21 protein-coding genes are annotated in these 19,405 nt (G+C 72.0%); 7 read left to right on the top strand and 14 right to left on the bottom strand.

Features of this window, described 5'->3' with window-relative positions; genetic code table 11:
• The first annotated feature begins 56 nt into the window (after window positions 1-56).
• Window positions 57-578, top strand: a complete 522-nt coding sequence (locus ABZX75_RS21455) for a DinB family protein (protein WP_355412809.1) — start codon at window positions 57-59, stop codon at window positions 576-578.
• Window positions 579-755: 177 nt separating this feature from the next.
• Window positions 756-1,208: a hypothetical protein gene (locus ABZX75_RS21450; protein WP_355412807.1), complete on the top strand. Its 453-nt coding sequence runs from the start codon at window positions 756-758 to the stop codon at window positions 1,206-1,208.
• A gap of 114 nt (window positions 1,209-1,322) precedes the next feature.
• Here ABZX75_RS21450 and ABZX75_RS21445 read toward each other — a convergent pair whose 3' ends face one another.
• From ABZX75_RS21445 to ABZX75_RS21410, 8 genes are all read right to left on the bottom strand, one after another.
• A complete protein-coding gene (locus ABZX75_RS21445) occupies window positions 1,323-1,898 on the bottom strand; it encodes a hypothetical protein (RefSeq protein ID WP_355412805.1) in 576 nt (191 codons plus the stop codon).
• A gap of 50 nt (window positions 1,899-1,948) precedes the next feature.
• A complete protein-coding gene (locus tag ABZX75_RS21440) occupies window positions 1,949-2,617 on the bottom strand; it encodes a uracil-DNA glycosylase (RefSeq protein ID WP_355413017.1) in 669 nt (222 codons plus the stop codon).
• A 101-nt stretch (window positions 2,618-2,718) separates the two neighbouring features.
• Window positions 2,719-4,302, bottom strand: a complete 1,584-nt coding sequence (locus ABZX75_RS21435) for an ABC transporter substrate-binding protein (protein WP_355412803.1) — start codon at window positions 4,300-4,302, stop codon at window positions 2,719-2,721.
• Window positions 4,303-4,454: 152 nt separating this feature from the next.
• Window positions 4,455-5,231 carry an SDR family oxidoreductase gene (locus ABZX75_RS21430; protein WP_355412801.1) on the bottom strand — a complete coding sequence of 259 codons (777 nt, stop codon included), beginning with the start codon at window positions 5,229-5,231 and terminating at the stop codon, window positions 4,455-4,457.
• A gap of 20 nt (window positions 5,232-5,251) precedes the next feature.
• Window positions 5,252-6,013: a 3-oxoacyl-ACP reductase FabG gene (gene fabG / locus ABZX75_RS21425; RefSeq protein WP_355412799.1), complete on the bottom strand. Its 762-nt coding sequence runs from the start codon at window positions 6,011-6,013 to the stop codon at window positions 5,252-5,254.
• Between the two features lie 240 nt (window positions 6,014-6,253).
• Entirely contained in the window at window positions 6,254-6,637 is a 384-nt protein-coding gene (locus ABZX75_RS21420; RefSeq protein WP_355412797.1) for a DUF3037 domain-containing protein, read from the bottom strand.
• Entirely contained in the window at window positions 6,634-7,491 is an 858-nt protein-coding gene (locus tag ABZX75_RS21415) for a HipA family kinase (RefSeq protein WP_355412795.1), read from the bottom strand. The genes ABZX75_RS21420 and ABZX75_RS21415 overlap by 4 nt, the downstream gene beginning before the upstream one ends.
• Window positions 7,492-7,509: 18 nt before the next feature.
• Window positions 7,510-8,124, bottom strand: a complete 615-nt coding sequence (locus tag ABZX75_RS21410) for a cysteine hydrolase (protein WP_355412793.1) — start codon at window positions 8,122-8,124, stop codon at window positions 7,510-7,512.
• Window positions 8,125-8,200: 76 nt separating this feature from the next.
• On the opposite strand from ABZX75_RS21410, the gene ABZX75_RS21405 reads away from it, so the two are divergent.
• Window positions 8,201-8,659, top strand: a complete 459-nt coding sequence (locus tag ABZX75_RS21405) for a pyridoxamine 5'-phosphate oxidase family protein (protein ID WP_355412791.1) — start codon at window positions 8,201-8,203, stop codon at window positions 8,657-8,659.
• Between the two features lie 38 nt (window positions 8,660-8,697).
• Here ABZX75_RS21405 and ABZX75_RS21400 read toward each other — a convergent pair whose 3' ends face one another.
• On the bottom strand, window positions 8,698-9,603 hold the full coding sequence (locus tag ABZX75_RS21400) for a LysR family transcriptional regulator (protein WP_355412789.1): 906 nt from the start codon (window positions 9,601-9,603) through the stop codon (window positions 8,698-8,700).
• 73 nt (window positions 9,604-9,676) lie between these two features.
• On the opposite strand from ABZX75_RS21400, the gene ABZX75_RS21395 reads away from it, so the two are divergent.
• Window positions 9,677-10,690 (top strand): DMT family transporter, encoded by a 1,014-nt coding sequence (locus ABZX75_RS21395; RefSeq protein WP_355412787.1) that lies wholly within the window; start codon window positions 9,677-9,679, stop codon window positions 10,688-10,690.
• 140 nt (window positions 10,691-10,830) lie between these two features.
• Here the strand turns inward: ABZX75_RS21395 and ABZX75_RS21390 are convergent, their stop codons facing one another.
• Window positions 10,831-12,165 carry an aminotransferase class I/II-fold pyridoxal phosphate-dependent enzyme gene (locus ABZX75_RS21390; RefSeq protein WP_355412785.1) on the bottom strand — a complete coding sequence of 445 codons (1,335 nt, stop codon included), beginning with the start codon at window positions 12,163-12,165 and terminating at the stop codon, window positions 10,831-10,833.
• Between the two features lie 37 nt (window positions 12,166-12,202).
• Between ABZX75_RS21390 and ABZX75_RS21385 the strand changes: the two genes are divergently transcribed.
• Window positions 12,203-12,892 carry a pyridoxamine 5'-phosphate oxidase family protein gene (locus ABZX75_RS21385; protein WP_355412783.1) on the top strand — a complete coding sequence of 230 codons (690 nt, stop codon included), beginning with the start codon at window positions 12,203-12,205 and terminating at the stop codon, window positions 12,890-12,892.
• Here the strand turns inward: ABZX75_RS21385 and ABZX75_RS21380 are convergent.
• Both ABZX75_RS21380 and ABZX75_RS21375 read right to left on the bottom strand, forming a co-directional pair.
• Window positions 12,874-13,851 carry an EamA family transporter gene (locus tag ABZX75_RS21380; protein WP_355412781.1) on the bottom strand — a complete coding sequence of 326 codons (978 nt, stop codon included), beginning with the start codon at window positions 13,849-13,851 and terminating at the stop codon, window positions 12,874-12,876. The genes ABZX75_RS21385 and ABZX75_RS21380 overlap by 19 nt on opposite strands.
• A 163-nt stretch (window positions 13,852-14,014) precedes the next feature.
• Window positions 14,015-14,971: an EamA family transporter gene (locus ABZX75_RS21375; protein WP_355412779.1), complete on the bottom strand. Its 957-nt coding sequence runs from the start codon at window positions 14,969-14,971 to the stop codon at window positions 14,015-14,017.
• A gap of 225 nt (window positions 14,972-15,196) precedes the next feature.
• Here ABZX75_RS21375 and ABZX75_RS21370 point away from each other — a divergent pair, with 225 nt between their 5' ends.
• Both ABZX75_RS21370 and ABZX75_RS21365 read left to right on the top strand, forming a co-directional pair.
• Window positions 15,197-15,625 (top strand): SRPBCC family protein, encoded by a 429-nt coding sequence (locus ABZX75_RS21370; protein WP_355412777.1) that lies wholly within the window; start codon window positions 15,197-15,199, stop codon window positions 15,623-15,625.
• A 174-nt stretch (window positions 15,626-15,799) separates the two neighbouring features.
• Window positions 15,800-16,621 carry a PhzF family phenazine biosynthesis protein gene (locus ABZX75_RS21365; RefSeq protein ID WP_355412775.1) on the top strand — a complete coding sequence of 274 codons (822 nt, stop codon included), beginning with the start codon at window positions 15,800-15,802 and terminating at the stop codon, window positions 16,619-16,621.
• A gap of 39 nt (window positions 16,622-16,660) precedes the next feature.
• Here ABZX75_RS21365 and ABZX75_RS21360 read toward each other — a convergent pair whose 3' ends face one another.
• Together ABZX75_RS21360 and ABZX75_RS21355 are read right to left on the bottom strand one after the other, a co-directional pair.
• Window positions 16,661-17,500, bottom strand: coding sequence for a CPBP family intramembrane glutamic endopeptidase (locus ABZX75_RS21360; protein ID WP_355412773.1), 840 nt, complete (start codon window positions 17,498-17,500; stop codon window positions 16,661-16,663).
• Between the two features lie 272 nt (window positions 17,501-17,772).
• Window positions 17,773-19,308: a glutamate-cysteine ligase family protein gene (locus ABZX75_RS21355; RefSeq protein ID WP_355412771.1), complete on the bottom strand. Its 1,536-nt coding sequence runs from the start codon at window positions 19,306-19,308 to the stop codon at window positions 17,773-17,775.
• Window positions 19,309-19,405 lie beyond the last annotated feature (97 nt).

Here is a 19,405-nt window from a genome sequence, read left to right as displayed (position 1 = left end):
GACGCCCGCAGCTTAATCCCTGGTGGCGGGGGACTCGTTCGCCGAGGATGTGGACCATGACTTCCCATGGATCCCACCGCGTCGAGCCGTCCACCACCGCCAACGAACGTGACATGCTCGACGGCTGGCTCGACTACCACCGCTCCACCCTCGCCTGGAAATGCGCCGGCCTCACCGACGGGCAGCTGCGCCTCACCCCGCTCAAGCCTTCCGAGCTGAGCCTGATGGGTCTCGTACGGCACATGGCGGAGGTGGAACGCTATTGGTTCCGGGAGATCATGCTGGGCGAGGAGCTGCCGGAGCTGTACAGCACCCGGGAGGATGTGGACGGCGACTTCCACTTCACCGACGGGGATACCTGGGCCGCGGCCGAGAAGGTGTGGCAGACCGAGGTCGAGCTGGCACGGCAGGCCGCGTCGGGCCGTTCCCTCGACCTGGTGTCGGACGCCGCCAGTCACCACCGCGGCGAGGCCTTCAGCCTGCGCTGGGTGTACACCCACATGATCGAGGAGTACGCGCGCCACAACGGCCATGCCGACCTGCTGCGCGAGCACATCGACGGAGCCACCGGCGAGTAGGCGGGGTGTCCGCCGGACACCCCGCTCCCGTCACCCGTGCGGGGTCAATATCGGCTCCGGGTTTTCGCAACGGGGTCCTCGCACAGCAGAGTTGCGCGAGTGCATCCAACCCGAACCACGACAACGCTGCTGCTCTCAGTCGCCTGTGCCGTCTCGGCTGTCTCCGGCTGTGTGAATGTGAGACCCGTCCCCGCGCAGCCCGCGGCCGCCCCCTCCTCGGGGGTGCCGCCGCGGCACGAGCCGCGTGGCGGACCGGGGGCCGGTCTGGTGGTCGTCCAGGCGCCCGCCCTGGAGGCGCTGCGGGCGGCGCCGGAGCGGCCCGACGGCCCGACGGCCTCCGCGACCGCCCGCAGGTCCGCTCCGCGCACCCCGCAGGGCTCCGCGGGCGGGCCCGATGAGGCCGCGCCGCCGGTCCAGGACATCCCGGAGCCGCCGAAGTCCGCCCCACGCGGCCCAGGGCGCCCGGAGGGCCGCCCGCACCATCCGCGGGCGGACGTGGAGGTGCCGCGCGAGCTGATGCGGGAGCTCCCGGTGCGGCCGGCCGACGTGTGCGCGCTGGGCCGCCGGCACGGTCACTGGCACCCGGACAGTCCGGAGGCCCGGATCTGCGCGGGCGTGCGGGACGGGTGACCGGCCTGCGCGACGGGTGACCGGCCTGCCGGGCGACCGTACGGCTCTCGCACCACCGGATCCCGCGGGGAGTGCGCGGAGCCCGGGGCACCCGGCCGAAGCCCCTGGACGGCCCTAGGGCGACTGTTCCGGGAACGGGCGGGGACCCCCGTCCGGTTCCGCGGCCAGCCGCCGCTCCAGCCGGGCGATGGCGGCCCGTACGCCGTTCCCGTATCCGTCGTCGGACAGTGCTCCGGTGGCCGCCCGGGCCCGCGCCAGGTGGACCCGGGCCGCCTCGGGCCGCCGCAGTTTCACGTAGTCCGCGGCCAGGCTGAGGTGCAGGGACGGGTAGAACACCCGCATCGCGAGGTGCGGCTCGTGCCGTCCCGTGCGCCCTTCCCGCGGTCGGGGGTCCTCCCCCAGCCCGTCGGCGGCGCGCAGGGCCCGCAGGTCCCAGGTCAGTTCGTCGGCGGGATCGTCCTGGGCGTCGGCCATGTAGTGCGCGAGCGTGCAGCGGTGGAGGGAATCACCCTCCTCGCCGATCTCGGACCAGATCTCACCGAGCCGGTTGCGGGCCTCCTCGCGGTCCCCGGCGTGCAGCAGGATGACCGCCTGGCCGATCCTGGTCATGACCGCGTCCTCCGACGCCTCCTGCTGCTCCGTCAACGCGGCCTCCGACTGGCTCAGCCAGACCTGCTCCGGTCTGATCATCAAAAAGCTAGCCGGAGGCACCGGCAATGGCGCCGAGGCGCGGTGGGGCGTCAGCCGAGGTCCGGGATCCGCCAGTCGATCGGCTCATGGCCCTGCGCGGCGACGGCCTCGTTGATCTGTGTGAAGGGCCGGGAGCCGAAGAACTTCTTGGCCGACAGCGGGGAGGGGTGAGCGCCCTTGACGACCACGTGCCGCTCCTCGTCGATCAGCGGGATCTTCTTCTGCGCGTAGGCGCCCCACAGCACGAAGACGGCCGGGTCGGGGCGATCGGACACCGCGCGGATCACCGCGTCGGTGAACCTCTCCCAGCCCTTGCCCTTGTGCGAGTTGGGTTCCGCCTCGCGGACGGTGAGCACCGCGTTGAGCAGCAGGACGCCCTGCCGGGCCCACGGCATCAGGTATCCGTTGTCCGGGACCGGGAGGCCGAGCTCTTCCTTCATCTCCTTGTAGATGTTGCGCAGGGAGGGCGGGACCTTGATCCCGGGTCGCACGGAGAAGCACAGGCCGTGCCCCTGGCCGGCGCCGTGGTAGGGGTCCTGGCCGAGGACCAGGACCTTCACCCGCTCGAAGGGGGTGGCCTCCAGCGCGGCGAATACCTGCTCGCGGGGCGGGTAGACCGGCCCGTTCGCCCGTTCCTTCTCGACGAACTCGGTGAGTTCTCTGAAGTAGGGCTGGTCCAGCTCCCCGCCGAGGACGGGGAGCCAGGACTCGGGCAGCATCTGGGTCACGGCGACAACCTCCGGTACAAGTTCGTTGCGACTGCTCCAGAACCTACCCGGGGCCACTGACAACGCTCCGGCCGCCCGCCTCCGAGCTGCGGTTACCAGCTGGGCTTGCGGAACAGCTCCCACATCTGCATGGCGGTCTGCGGGTCCAGCGCCCGCTCGGTGCCGGCGATGTCCTCACGCGCGGCGACGTACAGCTTGCCCTGCCACAGCGGCAGGAGCCGGACGTCCTCGGCGAAGATCTGCTGGGCCCGCTCGAACTGCTGGATGCCGGCCGAGCGGTCGCCCTCGCGGCGTGACTTGGGCAGCAGGTCGGTCAGGACCTCGGCGGGCTCGTACGGGGTACCGACCGCGTTCTCCTTGCCGACGAACGGCGCGATGAAGTTGTCCGGGTCCGGGAAGTCGGGGAACCAGCCACGGCCGAAGACCGGGTACTCGCCGTTCTTGTAGCCCTCCTGGAAGACCTTCCAGGGCTGGCCGCGCAGGGTGATCTTGAAGAGCCCGCTCTCGTCCAGCTGGCGCTTGAGCTCGGTGAACTCGTCGGCCGTGGAGGCGCCGTACCGGTCGGTGGTGTACCAGAACGTCAGCTCCACGGGCTGGTTGATCCCGGCGTCCTTGAGGATCTTCTTGGCCTTGCCGAGGTCCGGGTTGCCGTACTTGTCGTAGAACGGCGTCTTGTGGCCGACGACGCCCTTGGGAACCATCGAGAAGAGGGGCTCGGCGGTGCCCTGGTAGACCTTGGACACGAGCGCGCCGCGGTCGATGACCTGTGCGATGGCCTGGCGCACCGGAAGCTTGTTGACCTGCGGGTCCTTGGGGTTGAAGACCAGGTAGCGGATCTCCGCGCCGACGTTCTCGACGACCTGGACGCCCTGGTCGTGGGAGGCGGGGGTCTGGAGGTCCTTGATCTCCGGGGCGGACAGGCCTCGGTAGGTGGCGTCGATCTCCTTGGCCTTCAGGGCCGCGACCATCTTGGTCGATTCCTTGTAGTAACGGATGGTCACTCCGCTGTTACGGCGGTTGGCGAAGCCGGCGTAGCTCGGATTGCTGCCGAGGACCGCCTCGCCGCCCTCCTCGTACGACTCGAGGACGTACGGGCCGGAGCCGGTGACCTTGGCGTCCGCGCGCACCTTGTCGGCCGGGTAGTCCTTGGGCGCGACCAGCGAGGCGGCGGGCGAGCCGAGGACGTACGGGAAGGTGGCGTCGGGGGTCTTCAGGTGGAAGACGACCGTCAGCGGGTCCGGGGCCTCGATCTTCTCGAGGGTGCCGAAGAGGTCCTTGGGTCCGAGCTTGTCGCCGATGGTTCGGATCCGGTCCAGGGAGTGCTTGACGGCCTTGGAGTCGAGCGGCTCGCCGTTGGAGAATTTCAGGCCCTTGCGCAGGGTGCACCGGTACGACTCGTTCGCGGAGTCCGTGAACTCGCAGCTCTGGGCGGCGTCCGGCTGGGGCTTGGTGGCGCCCGTGGGGAAGGCCAGCAGAGTCTGGTAGACGTTCCGGTAGAGCTCCCAGGAGCCGTCCCAGGCCGCCGCGGGATCGAGGGTGCTCGGCGCGCTCGTCGTGCCGACGACGATCCTCTTCGCGTCGTCGCCGCTGTCGTCCGAAAGCATGCCGCATCCGGCGAGCAGGGATATGGACGCAAGGGCCGCAGTGATCTGCAGGCATCTGGTCCGGTTGAACACGTGCACGCTCCTCGTTCAGCCAGGGGTGCGGCAGACCCTACCGCAGTGCCCCACGAATCCAATGACCAGGTTTCGTGGGGCACTTGACCGGTTCCGTGCATATTCGGTATGCATTTACCTCCCTTTGGGAGGCAAATGTGTCCGATTATCGGTCAATGCACTCCGGCATTGAGGAACATTCCTCCGTCGATGACCAGAGTCTGCCCCGTGATCCATTCCGCTTGTGGAGAAGTCAGGAAGGCCGCAGCCCCTCCGATGTCCCGCGGAACCCCGAGCCGACCGAGCGGATAGGCCGCCGCGGCCTCCTGCTCCCGGCCCTCGTAGAGCGCCTGCGCGAATTTGGTCTTGACCACCGCGGGGGCGATCGCGTTGACCCTGACCCCCGGTGCCATCTCGTGGGCGAGCTGGAGGGTGAGGTTGACCATGGCGGCCTTGCTCATACCGTAGGCGCCGATGAACGGCGAGGCGGAGATGCCGGCGATGGAGGCGATGTTCACGATCGCGCCGCCGTTGTCCTTCTGCCAGGCGTGCCAGGTCCGCTGGGCGAAACCGAGCGCCGAGATCACATTGGTCTCGAAGACCTTCCGCGCGACGCCGAGGTCCAGGTCGGCGATCGGGCCGAAGACCGGGTTGGTGCCCGCGTTGTTCACCAGGAAGTCGACGCGCCCGAAGGCCTCCATCGTGCGCTCGACCGCGACGGCCTGGTGGGCCTCGTCGTGCGCCTTGCCGGCGACACCGATCACCCGGTCGGCGCCGAGCCGCTCGACGGCCTCCTTGAGGGCGTCCTCGCTGCGGCCGGTGATGCAGAGCCGGTCGCCCCGGGCGACCAGCGCCTCGGCGATGCCGTAGCCGATGCCCCGGCTCGCCCCGGTGATCAGCGCGACCTTGCCGCTGTCGGCGCGGCCGTTCTCACTGCTGCTGTACGTCATGACGTACGCCCTGCCTCTCGTCAGTTGAGCGGGCCGCCGGCCACGTACATGACCTGGCCGGAGACGAAGCCGGCGGCCTCGCCCGTGAAGAAGGCGATGGCGTTGGCGATGTCGTCCGGGCGGCCGACGCGCTGGACCGGGATCTGCGTGGCCGCGGCCGCCTGGAACTCCTCGAAGCCCATACCGACACGGGCGGCCGTCTGGGCCGTCATCTCGGTGACGATGAAGCCGGGGGCGACGGCGTTCGCGGTGACGCCGAACTTGCCGAGCTCGATGGCCAGGGTCTTCGTGAAGCCCTGCAGGCCGGCCTTGGCGGCGGAGTAGTTGGCCTGACCCCGGTTGCCGAGGGCCGAGCTGCTGGAGAGGTTCACGATGCGGCCGAACTTGGCCTCGACCATGTACTTCTGGCAGGCCTTCGCCATCAGGAAGGCACCGCGCAGGTGCACGTTCATGACCGTGTCCCAGTCGGTTTCGCTCATCTTGAACAGCAGGTTGTCGCGCAGCACGCCCGCGTTGTTGACCAGGATGGTCGGAGCGCCGAGCGTGCTCAGGACGCGCTCGACGGCCGCCTCCACCTGCGCGCCGTCGGAGACGTCGCAGCCGACCGCCAGGGCCTTGCCACCGGCCGCCGTGATCGCCTCCACGGTGTCCTTGCAGGCCGCCTCGTCGAGGTCGAGTACGGCGACCGCCCGTCCCTCGGCGGCCAGGCGTACGGCGGTGGCCGCGCCGATGCCCCGGGCCGCCCCGGTCACGATCGCGACGCGCTGCTCGGTGGTGGACATGCTGGATCTCCTCGCCCTTGAGAGGCGGCCGCCCAGAGATGAGCAACCGCTTAGTAGCTTCAGCTGAGGAGACGCTAGGAGCCCTGGCACCCGGTGTCAACGGCAGGCATGCCCCGCCCCGCCGGAGTTGAGGCGCGCGGCCGATGGCCGAGCTCTCCCGTCACGGGACCCACCGGAGGCTCCGGGCAGGGCCGGGCCCGCGCAGGGGCCAGGCCGTGGCGCGCGGGGCTCGGCCGTGGCCTAGCGGACCAGCAGGTCCAGCAGCCGTTCCAGTTCGGCCTCCGGGTCGGCCGTCAGGCCGGTGTGTACCGGCCCGGGCTGGACGACCGTGCTGCGCGGGGCGATCAGCCAGCGGAACCGGCGGCCCGCGTCGTCTCCCGCCGCCTGGCCCGCCCGCTCCCCGCCGCGGCACACGCCCTCGACCCCGCGCAGGGCGGCCCGTACCCCGGCCACGTCGGCCTCGGGGTCCAGGGCGAGGAGTTTGGCCTCGTCGAGGTGGGTGCGCGCGGCGACGTAGGAACGCCCCCGGCAGTAGACGATCACGCCGGCGTTGAAACACTCGCCGCGTTCCATCCGCGGCACCACGCGCACCAGCGCGTACTCGAACACGTCCCGCTTGGTCACTCGCCGTCGCTCTTCTTCTGGTGGGTCTTGTGCGTCTTGTGGGGCCATTCGGTCAGGTGGTCGGTGAGCCAGCCGGGCGGACCCGCCGGGGCCTTCACCTCCGCCTCCAACGAGATCCGCTCGTGGATCGTGGCCGCCCGTGGCAGCAGCGCCTCCACGTACGCGCGGCGCAGGGCGTCGGTGGAGTCGAATCCGGGCTCGTCGACCAGCCACTCGTCCGGGACATCGGCGGCGACCTCGGTGAGCAGCTCCTCGGTGACGCGGGGCGCGAGCTCGGCGGCGGCGGCCGCGATGTCCGGGCCCACGGGGGCCAGTACGTGGTCCGAGGCGTTGTACGGCTTGGCGGCCGCGGCCCGGGCCGTGGGCCAGTTGTGGTGCCAGATCATGGTGGCGCCGTGGTCAATGAGCCACACGTCACCGTGCCAGACCAGCATGTTCGGGTTGCGCCAGGACCGGTCGACGTTGTTGATCAGGGCGTCGAACCACACCACGCGCCCCGCCTCGACCGGATCCACCCGGTACGCGAGCGGGTCGAAGCCGATCGAGCCGGGCAGGTAGTCCATGCCCAGGTTCAGGCCGCCGCTGGCCTTGAGCAGCTCCTGCACCTCCTGGTCGGGCTCGCCGAGCCCGATGACGGGGTCGAGCTGCATCTGCACCAGCCGCGGGACCCGCAGGCCCAGCCGCTGGGCCAGGCGCCCGCAGATGACCTCGGCGACCAGGGTCTTGCGTCCCTGGCCGGCTCCGGTGAATTTCATGACGTAGGTCCCGAGGTCGTCGGCCTCGACGATTCCCGGGAGCGAGCCGCCCTCACGCAAGGGCGTGACGTAGCGGGTCGCGATCACTTCGGACAGCATCCGCCCAGGTTACGGGGGTCAGTGCGCGGGAGCCCACCGCACGAGCAGAGCTTCGGCCGTGGTGATGGCCGCGACCAGCGCGAGGCAGTTGCGGATCACCTCGGCGGTGCAGGAGGCGGGCACCCCGGCGATGGCGTCCGCGGGGACGACGACCTGGTAGCCGAGGTTCACGGCGTCGAAGACGGTGTTGGGGATCGCGATGTTGGAGGAGACGCCGGTGACGACGAGGGTGCGGATGCCGAGGTTGCGCAGCAGGGCGTCCAGATCGGTGCCGGCCATCGGGGAGAGCCCGTGCAGCCGGCGCACCACCAGGTCCTGTTCGGCCACGACGATCGGGGCCGCGACCTCCACCGCACTGCTCCCGGACAGCTGCCGCACGGGCAGCTTCCCGGCGGCCCGGAACAGGCGCGCGTTGGTGTTGGCCCCGAGCCCGTCCGGTCGCCGTTCGGCGACCGCGTGGAGCACCTGTACGCCGGCTCCGCGCGCGGCGTCGACCAGTGCCGCGACGCGGTCCAGCATCCCGGAGTCCCGGGCCTCCTTCGCGAGTTCCGGAAGCGCGCTCTCCACGCCGACGACGCCGTTTTGGCACTCGACGGTGAGCAGCGCCGTGGTGGCGGGATCGAATTCCGGCATGGCTCCCCCTGGCGTGGCGGCGGAAGAGCGCTCATGATTCCTGACACATAGTCAGATGTGAAGGGGTGCGGGACACATGGAGCAGACTCAGCGGCGGGGCCGCCGCATCATGATGACCGACGCGGAAGTGGACGCCTTCCTGCGCGAGCAGCGGACCTGCCGGGTCGCGACGGTCTCCCCGGACGGGCGGCCGCATGTGGGCGCCCTGTGGTTCGCCTGGGACGGCGGCTCGCTGTGGCTGTACTCGATCACACGCAGCCGGCGCTGGTCCGACCTGCGCGAGGACCCGCGGATCTCGGTGGTCGTGGACGCGGGCGAGTCGTACGACGAACTGCGCGGCGTGGAACTGTCCGGCAGCGCCGTCTTCGTCGGCGAGGCACCGCGCACGGGCGAGCCGTGCCCGGAACTGGCGGAGGCGGAGCGGATCTTCCCGGTCAAGAACTTCGGCATCGAGGAGATGCCGCACGACGGACGGCACGCGTGGATCCGGCTCACCCCGGAGTCGGTCGTCTCATGGGACTTCCGCAAGCTCTAGACGCCCACTCCTGGATACCCGCTCGGAAAGCGACCCGCCTAGGCCTGTACGGAGGCCGCCTGGCGCAGCGCCTGGACGGCGGCCCGGATCGAGGGGCGGCGGTCGGCGTCCGCGCGCCAGACGGCGTACACGTGGCGGCGTACGGTGTCGCAGACCGGCAGCAGCCGGACCCCCGCCGGCACGGGCCCGCGGCCCAGCCTCGGCGCCACGCACACCCCGAGCCCGGCCTCCACGAACGCCAGCTGGGTGTGGTGCTCCTCGGCGACGTGGGCGATGCGCGGCTCGATTCCGGTGCCGCGCAGGGTGAAGACCAGCCACTCGTGGCAGAACTGGCCCTCGCTCCAGGAGATCCACTCGTCGTCCGCGAATTCGGAGAGCGAGATCGGGCCGCGGCGGTCGGCCAGCGGGTGGCCGGCCGGCACCGCGATGTCGACGGAGTCGTCCAGCAGGTGCGTGCGGGTGAGTTCGGCGGGAACCGGCATCCGCTTGTTGTGCCAGTCGATGGCCAGAGCCAGGTCGAGATCGCCGCGCACGACCGCGGCCATGCTCTCCGCCGGTTCCTTCTCGCACACCGTGGCCCGCAGCTCGGGGTGGTCCGCCCGCAGCGCTGCCACGGCCCGCGGCAGCAGTCCGCGCATGGCGGTCGGGAAGGCGCCGATCCGCAACTCGCCGACGGCGCATCCCCGCTGAGCCTCGACATCGGCCTGGGCCAGCTCCACCTGGGAGATGATCCGCGCCGCGTGGTCGGCGAGCAGCCGCCCGGCGTCCGTGAGCCGGACGCCGCGCCCGTTCTTGGCCAGCAGCGGCTGGCCGACCTCGCGCTCCAGCTTGGCCAACTGCTGGGAGACGGCGGAGGTGGTGACGTGGAGCCCGTCGGCCGCGCCGCCGACCGAGCCGTGTCGGGCGAGGGCGTCGAGGGTGCGCAGGCGGTCCAGGTTCAACATGTAAGTGATGCTACGTCTTCTCCCCCAGAAGATCTCGCTTGTCCTACGAAGTTGATACGAGCACAGTGAGCCCATGAGCGCACCAACTGCCCCCCGGCCGACCCTTTCCACCCCTTCCGCCCCTTCCGCCGCCTCCGCCACCCCCTCCGCCACGGCCACCTCCCCGGCCACGGCCTCCCGTCCGCCGGCCCGCCGGGGCGGCCGCCTGGACTGGCGCATCCGCTTCGCGATCCTGTCGGTGGTCTGGGGCTTCAGCTTCCTGCTGATCAAGGTGGGCACGGAGGCCTACGCGCCCTTCCAAGTGGCGCTCGGCCGGGTCCTGTTCGGTGCGCTCGCCCTGCTGGCCGTGCTGCTGGTCCGCCGCGAGCCGCTCCCCCGCGGGCTGCGGACCTGGGGTCACCTCTCGGTGGCGGCGCTCCTGCTCAACACCGCCCCGTTCTCCCTGTTCGCGTACGCGGAGCTGACCATCCCGTCCAGCCTGGCCGGGATCTGCAACGCCACCTCACCGCTGTGGGGCATGGCGCTGTCGATGGTCGCGCTGTCGGAGGACCGCCCCACGCGCCGCCGTGTCGCCGGCCTGGGCCTGGGCTTCCTCGGGGTCCTCACCGTCCTCGGCGCCTGGCAGGGCTTCTCCGGCGTCGACGGCAAGGGCACCGCGCTCGCCCTGCTGGCCTCGCTCTGCTACCCCGTCGGCTGGATCTACGTCCGGCGCACGCTGGCCGCCACCCCCGGCTCTCCAGTGGCCCTGACCGGGGCGCAGCTCCTGATCTCCACCCTCCAGCTGACCGTGTTCAGCGCCCTGTTCACCTCGGCGCCCACGTCCATCCCCCTCTGGCCCACCCTGTCGGTGATCGCCCTCGGCGCCCTGGGCACGGGCATGGCCCTGCAGATGCAGTACGGCCTGGTGACGGAAGTCGGCCCCACCACCGCCCAGATGGTCACCTACTTCATCCCGGTCATCGCCACCACGGCGGGCGTCCTGGTCCTGGGCGAGCAGCTGCACTGGAACACCCCGGTGGGCGCGGCGATCGTCCTGGCGGGAGCGGCGCTCACCCAGACCCGCCCCGGGCCCCGCGAGCCCGCCTGACCACGCCGGAGCCCCCCGGCACAGCCCCGCCGACGTGTGTGGCCCGGCTCCGGACGGCGCTCCGATCGTCCAGCCCCGCAGGCGATTGAGGCGCGAGGTCCGATGGCGGTGTCCCCGGCACCACGGAGCGGGGCCCGCCGTCAGTCGTAGCGCACCCCCGGCACGCCCGGCCGCACCGCCGCCGCCACCGCGTCCGCCAGCCCCGCCACCTCGGCAACCGCCACCTGCGACACCGTCAACCGCACGCCCGGCGGGGACTCCACCCGAAACCGGGCCCCGCCCGCCACCGCCCACCCCGCGGCCAGCAGCCTCGTCACCACCGCCGTCTCATCGGCGACCGGCACCCACACGTTCATCCCGCTCCGGCCGTGCGCCCGCACCCCCCGCTCCCGCAAGGCCGCGACCAGCCCGTCCCGCCGGGCCCCGTACGAGCCGGCCACCGCCGTCTGGTCCACCGCGTCGGAGGTCCACAGCTCCACCACCGCGTACTGGAGCAGCCGGCTCACCCACCCCGGCCCCAGCCGCTGCCGCCCCCGCACCCGGTCCAGCGTCACCGCGTCGCCCGTGAGCACCGCCAGCCGCAGGTCCGGCCCGTACGCCTTCGCCGTGGAGCGGACCAGCGCCCAGTGCCGGGTCACACCGCCCAGCGGCTGCAACGGAAGATCCACGATGCCGTGACCGTGGTCGTCGTCGATCACGAGCACCTCGGGGTACCGGGCCAGCAGTGACCGCAACTCCCCCGCCCGAGCCGCACTGACGGCCGCCCCGGTCGGGTTCTGCGCCCGCGCGGTCACCACCAGCGCCCGCGCCCCCGCCTCCAGGGCCCGCGCCACCGCTTCGGGTTCCGGCCCGTCGTCGTCCACCGCCACCGGCAGCACGCGCAGCCCCAGCGCCGGGATCAGGTCCAGCACACTGCCCCAGCCCGGATCCTCGACCGCCACCGCGTCGCCCGGCCGCAGATGCGCGGACAGCACCCGCTCGATGCCGTCCAGCGCTCCCGAAGTCACCGCCACCGGCCCGGCCGGCACCCCGTCCGCCTCCAGGTCGGCCCGGGCGAGGCGGGCCAGCTCCGGCGCCACGGGGTCCTCCCCGTAGAGCGTCGGCGCCTGCGCGTACCGCCGGGCGGCCGCGGCCAGCGCCCCGTCCAGCGCGGGGAGCAGTGACACATCCGGATTGCCCGCCGCGAGGTCCCGTACGCCGGACGGCACCGCCATCCGCTGGGCGTCGCGCGGCGCGCTCGACGGGCGGGCCCGCACCCGGCTGCCGCGCCGCCCGTCGGTCTCGATGACCCCCCGCTCCCGCAGCGTCCGGTAGGCGGCGGCCACGGTGTTGGGGTTCACCCCCAGCGCGCCGGCCAGCTCCCGCATCGGAGGCAACAGCGCTCCGGGCGCCAGCGCGCCCGTTCCGACGCCGGCCTCGACGCTGGCCGCGATATCCGATGCGCGCCGCCCTGTGATTCGATAGTCTCCTAGCACAAAGCCAAGTATGCACTAGTGCAATGGAGACCGCACCATGACCACCTCGCCCGCCGTGCCGACCACGGAGACGACCAGCGCCTACGAGCCCACCGCCCGCACGGTCCCCAGCCGCTCCCGGGACCGGGCGCGCTACGACCGCGAGACGGTCCACTCGATACTCGACCAGGCCTACGTCTGCCACCTCGGCTTCATCCGCGACGGCGCGCCGGTGGTCCTGCCCACCCTGTTCGGCCGGGTCGGCGAGGCCCTCTACCTCCACGGTTCCACGGGCTCCCGCCCGCTGCTCGCCGCCGGCAAGGCCGACCCGGGCCTCCCCGTCTGCGTGACCGTGACCCATGTCGACGGCCTGGTGCTGGCCCGCTCGGCCTTCCACCACTCGCTCAACTACCGGTCGGTCGTCGTCCACGGCACGGCCTACCAGGTCACCGACGAGGCCGAGCGCCGCCTCGCACTGGACGCGCTGGTCGACCAGGTCGTCCCGGGCCGCTCCGCCGACTCCCGGCCCCCCAGCGCCAAGGAACTCGCCGCCACGGCGGTGATCCGCCTGGACCTGACCGAGGTGTCCGCGAAGCTCCGTACCGGAGGACCGAACGACGATGCCGAGGACCTGGACCTGCCCTACTGGTCGGGCGTGGTCCCGGTCGCGCCGACGTACGGGACTCCCGTGCCCGCCGCGGACCTGGCCCCCGGCATCGCCACCCCGGATTACCTCGCGGCGCTCTGAGTCAGCGCCTCACGCGCGCGGGCGGGCCGGACCACCGGCCCGCCCGCCGGCCGGCGGGACTCCGCCGCGATCAGGGCGCCCACCGCCGTCAGCAGCAGTACGGTACCCACCACCACGGCGCCGGTCAGCCGCTCACCCAGCACCAGGACGGCGATCGCCGCGGCGCTCACCGGTTCGATGAGCATGACCACGGACACGGTCGCGGCCCGCACGGCGGCGGCCCCGGTGAAGTAGAGCGCGTACGCCAGGGCCGTCGGCACGGTGGCGATGTACACCAGCAGCCACAGCACCCGCGCCAGCTCGGCGGTGTGCGGCAGCAGCCCCTCCACGGCGGCGAGCGGCAGCAGGCACACCGTGCCCACCCCGACCGACCAGGCCGTGGTGACCAGCGGATCCCCACCCGCTCCGCGCCGGCCGAGCCACCGGGCCCGCAGGGTCATCGCCGCGTACCCGAGGGCCGACAGCAGCGCCCAGCCGACGCCGAGCGGCCGCACCTCGCCGCCTCCGCTGCCCAGGACCAGTACGGCCAGCCCCGCGAGGGCTCCGACGACGGCGGCGACCCCACCCCGGCCGAGCCGCTCGCCCATCCAGTACCGGGCTCCGAGCGCGATCAGCACGGGCCCGGCTCCGAGGGTGACCACGGTGCCGACCGCGAGGCCGGTCTCGCGCACGGCGGCGAAGTACGCCGCCTGGAAAAGGGTGAACAACAGCCCCGTTCCGATCAGGGAGCCCGTCGACGGCCGCGTCCGCCGCGGGGCGCGGTGGCCGGGCCGGCGGACGGCGAGCACCCCCAACAGCACCGCGAGCCCGCCCGCGCACCGCCAGAACGACAGGGCGAGGGGGCCGAGGTCACTGGCCAGGAAGAGGAGTGAGGCGGCCGCTCCGGCGGTGCCCCAGGCAACTCCGGCGACGATGAGGTACAGCAAACTGCGCCCGGCAGCGGGCGAATGGTTCGACACGAGAGGTCTCCGCGCATGCGTGAAGGATGAGAGAAGCAGGTCATCGCTTCGCGGGCAGCGCGGACCCGCCCGGGAACTCCCGGGCCGGGATCACGTTCGTGGATTTGCCGCCCGCGCTCAGGCGGCGGGAGGCGGAAGCACGGTCGAAGGCATGAGCCGTAGCTTAGGCGCCCGTCGTCTCGCGGTCCAGCGCGGCCGGATCCGCCGGAGCCTGCTTGCCGGGCCGGGACGACTGCGCGATGAAGGCGCCGCCCAGGACCAGCGCTCCGCCCACGATCTGCCAGGTCGACAGGTGCTCGCCGAGCAGCACCCAGGCCAGCACGGTCGCGACGACCGCCTCCAGACAGGCCACCACGCCCGCGACCTGCGGCGAGAGCCTGCGCACCGAGACCACACCGGTCAGGTAGGCGAAGACGGTCGCGACGAGCACCACCCAGCCGAGCAGCGCCAGGGCCGGCACCATCGTGTCGCCCACCGCTGCCTGCCCGCCGAGCACCTGCCAGTCCATCTCCCACGGCCGGGCGATCACCGTCATCACCAGAGTGCCGACGAGCATGCCGTACGCGATCACCCCGAGCGGATCGGGTACGTCCTCGCCGTCGGCGCCCTGGTCGGCGAAGACGAAGTAGAAGGCCTGACAGCAGGCCGCGGCGAGCCCGAGGAGCACCCCGAGCGGATCCAGGCTCAGCCCGGCCCAGATCTGGACCACGCAGGCCAGGCCGACGACGGCCACCGCCGCACCGGCCGCGGCCGCCCGCGTCACCGGCTTGCGCTGGACGAAGCGGATCCAGCCGAGCAGCAGCGCCGGCCCCAGATACTCCAGCAGCAGGGCCACCCCGACCGGGATCCGGGACAGGGAGGCGAAGTAGAAGGCCTGCACGCCCGCGACGGCGACCAGTCCGAAGCCGGCGAGCAGCGCGGGCTTGCGGCGTACGAGGTCGCGGTGGCGCCAGGCCAGCGGGGACAGCACGAGCGCTGCCCCGGCCACCCTGAGCCAGACCATGTGGAGGGGGTCCAGACCCGCCTCGATCAGCGGCTTGGCCGCCACTCCGGAACCACCGAACGCGAACGCCGAGACGAGGGCGAGGCCCAGTCCGGCATGTCTCCCTGACGCTTGCATCGGGCCATCATGGCAGGGCCGGTCAGCACCGTCGCAAGCGTGACACCTGTTGAGACAGAGCTGATATGCGACCCGCGCGCTTCCCGTGCGCGACGGGCGCACGAGGGTGCGTGACGGGTGCGCGGCCGCGTCGGCCACTCGATATCTGATAGGTCGTCAGTCTTGAATGTTCCGACGCCGGGGGCTACCTTCCGCCGCACGTACCCGACGAGAAGGGGTGGTCGCATGGCCGAAGTCACCGCGGAATCACGCATCGAGGCGTCCGCCGCGAAGCTCTGGTCCCAGCTGACCGACTGGGACGCGTACGGCCAGTGGAGCACGACCCACACCAGCTTCCCCCAGGGCGGCCCCGAGACCCTCGCGGTCGGATCCACCTTCGCCGAGAACATGAAGATGATGGGCTTCCCGGCCGAGGTCGTCTGGACCGTCTCGGAATTGGAGGACGAACACCTCTTCGCCGTCACCGGCAAGGGTCCGATGGGCGTGGCCGTCCTCACCCGGTACACGCTGGTCCCGGACGGCGAGGCCACCACGGTCCGCATCGACGGCGAGTTCACGGGAGCAGCCGTCTCCCTGATGGCGGGCAAGCTCAAGGACTCGGCCACGGCCGCACTGAACGAATCACTCCGCAAGCTGGCCGGCCTGGTCGCCTGACCTCGTCTGACCTCGTCTGACCTCGCCTGACCTCGCCTGACCTCGCCGGACCCGTCCATACCGCTCGGTCCGCCACGGCCGCCGTGCCCGCCGAAGGGGCGGGCCGAAAGCGGCCAGGCCAGATACCCCGGATTGGCCTTTGTCCGTGATCAAGAACCGCCCTACGGTCGGGCCATGCGCATCCGAATCGTCGACGCCTTCACCGACCGCCCGTTCCAGGGGAACCCCGCGGGAGTCCTGCTCCTCGACGGCGGATTCCCCCCGGACGCCTGGCTCCAGCAGGTCGCGGCCGAGGTCAATCTGTCCGAAACCGCCTTCGCCCACCCCCTGCCGCCCGGCGGGGACGCCGACTGGGCGCTGCGCTGGTTCACCCCGGCCGCCGAGGTCGACATGTGCGGCCACGCCACGCTCGCCACCGCCCACGTCCTGGCGACCAGCGGCCTCGCCCCGGGGCCGATCCGCTTCACCGCGCGCTGCGGCGTCCTCAAGGCCGAGACCGCCGAGGACGGCACGATCACGATGGACTTCCCGACGTCCTCGCTGACCCCCGTCGACACGCCGGCCGCGGTGGAACACGCCCTCGGCGGCGTCCCCGTCCTCTCCGCACACGACACCTCCGCGCACATCGGCGATCTCGTGATCGAGCTCGCCGACGAGCGGACCGTCCGTGAACTGAACCCGGATCTCGCCGCCCTGCGCGCCTTCGCCCGGCGCGGGGTCATCGTCACGGCGGCCGCCGAGGACCCCTCCCGCGGATACGACTTCGTCTCCCGCGGCTTCTTCCCGGTCTTCGGAATCGACGAGGACCCGGTCACCGGCAGCGCCCACACCGCGCTCGCCCCGTTCTGGGCCGAGCGCCTGGGCCGCACCGAGCTGACCGGACTCCAGGGCGGAGCCCGTCAGGGGCTGGTACGGGTCACCCTGGCGGGCGACCGGACGCTGCTGAGCGGACACGCGGTCACCGTCCTCGACGGCGAGCTGCTCACCGCCCCCTGATCCCCGGGCGGGCGGCGCCACGGAGGGAGCTCCGGTCCGTCACGGCGTCGGGAGCCAGCCCACCTTGCCCGCGAGCAGCGCGTACCCGCCGAAGGCCACGATGTCGAGCAGCGCGTGCGCGACGACGAGCGGTCCCACCCGGCCCCACCGGCGGTAGGCCAGCACGAAGACGACGCCCATCACCACATTGCCGATGAAGCCGCCGATGCCCTGGTAGAGGTGGTAGGACCCGCGCAGCACCGAGCTGGCCAGCAGCGCGGCCATCGGCGACCAGCCCAGCTGGTCCAGCCTGCGCAGCAGGTAGGCCAGCACGATGACCTCCTCCACGATGGAGTTCTGCAGCGCGGAGAGGATCAGTACGGGGAACTTCCACCACACGTCGGGCAGCGCCTCCGGCACCACCGTGAGGTTGAATCCGGCGGCCCGCGCCCCCAGGTAGAACGCCAGCCCCGCGCTCCCGATCCCGGCCGCGACCAGCGCCCCCCGGCCCAGGTCCCAGCCGGGCCGGGTGCGGTCGAAGCCCAGCACCCGCAGGCCCGGCGCACCCTCGCGGGTCAGCAGGTGCGCGACGAGCAGGACGGGAACCAGCGCGGTGGCGATGCCGAACAGCTGCCAGGCCAGGTCCAGCCAGGGCCGGCCCGGGGCGTACGAGCCGTTGAGCGTGGCGGCCTGGTCCTTGAGGCCGCCCGGCTTGGTGAGCGAACCGATGAAGCTGATCAGCGCCGAGACCCCGCTCGCGCCCAGCGACAGCGCCAGTACGAGCAGGGTCTCGGTGCGCAGCACACCCCGCCGCCCGTCCTTCCGCAACTCCCCCGCCACCGGCTCCGGCTCCACCCGCACGCCCCGCTCCGTCCCGCCGTCCCGCTCCGACCACCCCATACTGCCTCCTCGGCGGGCCGGGGAGGGGACTAGGCCGTCTCTTACGGATCTTGCCGGGCCCGCGTTGCCCGGCACCGCACCTCGCTGTGTTGTCGGAAGCGCCCCAGTACGTCCAGTACAAGGACGCTCCTCCGCCTTGCGATGCACGGCACCGGTCAACGCGGGCTCGGCCGACAAGATCCGAAAGAGACGACCTAGCGCAGCTGACGGTGAGCGGCATCGGGCATCGGGCGGGAGGACAGCGCGAACGGGCCGGGCCGGCCGGGTGGGGCTCAGAGCGCGGCCGGTACCGAGGCGCTCACCTCCTCCTCCGCGAGCCCCACGGGCCAGGTGTGTACGGGCTCGCCCTTGTGCATCAGCTCGCTGTAGCGCCGGGTGGTCGCGGCCAGCGCCGCGTCGCGCTCCAGCCCGGCCGCGACCGCCCCGTGATAGGTGTCCACCTGCCAGGTCGCCCCGTTGACCCGCCGTCGGCAGCGCTCCTCGATGATGCCGAGGTAGTGGTCCCGGTCGGCGGGCTCGATGCCCCAGGCGTCCAGTCCGGCCGCCGCCATGGGCAGCAGCTCGTCCAGGACGAGCTGTACGGCGGACACTCCGGTCAGCCCCCCGGCCCGGCCCCGGCGCGGCCAGCGCAGCCGCGCGTCGATCCCGTACCGGCAGGCGGCGTCGAAGTTGGCCTCCGCCTCGGCGAACGGCAGCCGGGTCCACACCGGCCGCGGCTCGTCGGCGAGGGTGCGGACGAGCCCGTAGTAGAAGGCGGCGTTGGCGACGACATCGGCGACCGTGGGCCCGGCCGGCAGCACCCGGTTCTCCACCCTCAGGTGCGGCACCCCGTCGGCGACCCCGTACACGGGCCGGTTCCACCGGTAGACGGTGCCGTTGTGCAGCACCAGCTCCTGCAGGCTCGGCACACCGCCCTCGGCGAGCACCCGCAGCGGCTCCTCCTCGTCGCAGATCGGCAGCAGGGCGGGGAAGTAGCGCACGTTCTCCGCGAAGAGCTCGTACGCCGAGTCCACCCAGCGCTCACCGAACCAGGTGCGCGGCCGCACCCCCTGCGCCTGGAGTTCGGGCGGACGGGTGTCGGTGGCCTGCTGGAACAGCGGCGGCCGCGACTCCCGCCACAGCTCGCGCCCGAAGAGGAAGGGCGAGTTGGCGCCGACGGCTATCTGCACGGCGGCCACCGCCTGCGCCGCGTTCCACACGTCGGAGAACCGGGCCGGGGTCACCTGCAGATGCAGTTGTACGGAGGTGCACGCCGCCTCCGGCACGATCGACCCGGACGTCCAGGTCAGCCGCTCGACGCCGTCGATGTCGAGGGCGAAGTCCTCGCCGCGCATCATCAGGATCTGCTCGTTCAGCAGCGAGTAGCGATCCACCGCCGAGAGGTTGGCGGTGACCAGGTCCTCACGGGAGATCGTCGGCAGAATTCCGATCATCACCACACCGGCGTCGATCTCCGCGGCCTGCCGGTGGGCATAGCCGAGACCCGCGCTCAGTTCCTCGGCGAGCTGGTCGAATACCCGGCCGCCGAGCCGGTGCGGAAGGACGTTCACCTCCAGATTGAACATTCCGAGTTCGGTCTGGAAATCGGGACTCGCAATCCGGTCCAGCACCTGGGCATTCACCATTCTCGGCAAACCGTCGGCACCCGCGAGATTCAGTTCTATCTCCAGCCCCATCATGTTCTTCGGGCGATCGAACCTCTTCTCTGCCAGAAGCCGCTCCAGCCCCTCCAGGCACTCGTGAAGCTTCCTTCGATACCGCTGCCGATCGGACAGGTCGAATCCTCCTGCCACGATCTTCTCCCCCATCGAAGCGTCCCTCCTCCAGTGGGCCTGGCACGGGACACCCAGGCGCGCGTTACGGTCGATGATGCCCCGGCAGACTGATCCATAACGCCGAAGGGGG

The sequence above is a fragment of the Streptomyces sp. NPDC003038 genome (genome assembly GCF_040611115.1).
Lineage (GTDB): Bacteria > Actinomycetota > Actinomycetes > Streptomycetales > Streptomycetaceae > Streptomyces.
Note: the sequence above shows the minus strand (reverse complement) of the source record. Positions and strands in the feature narration are given on the sequence as shown.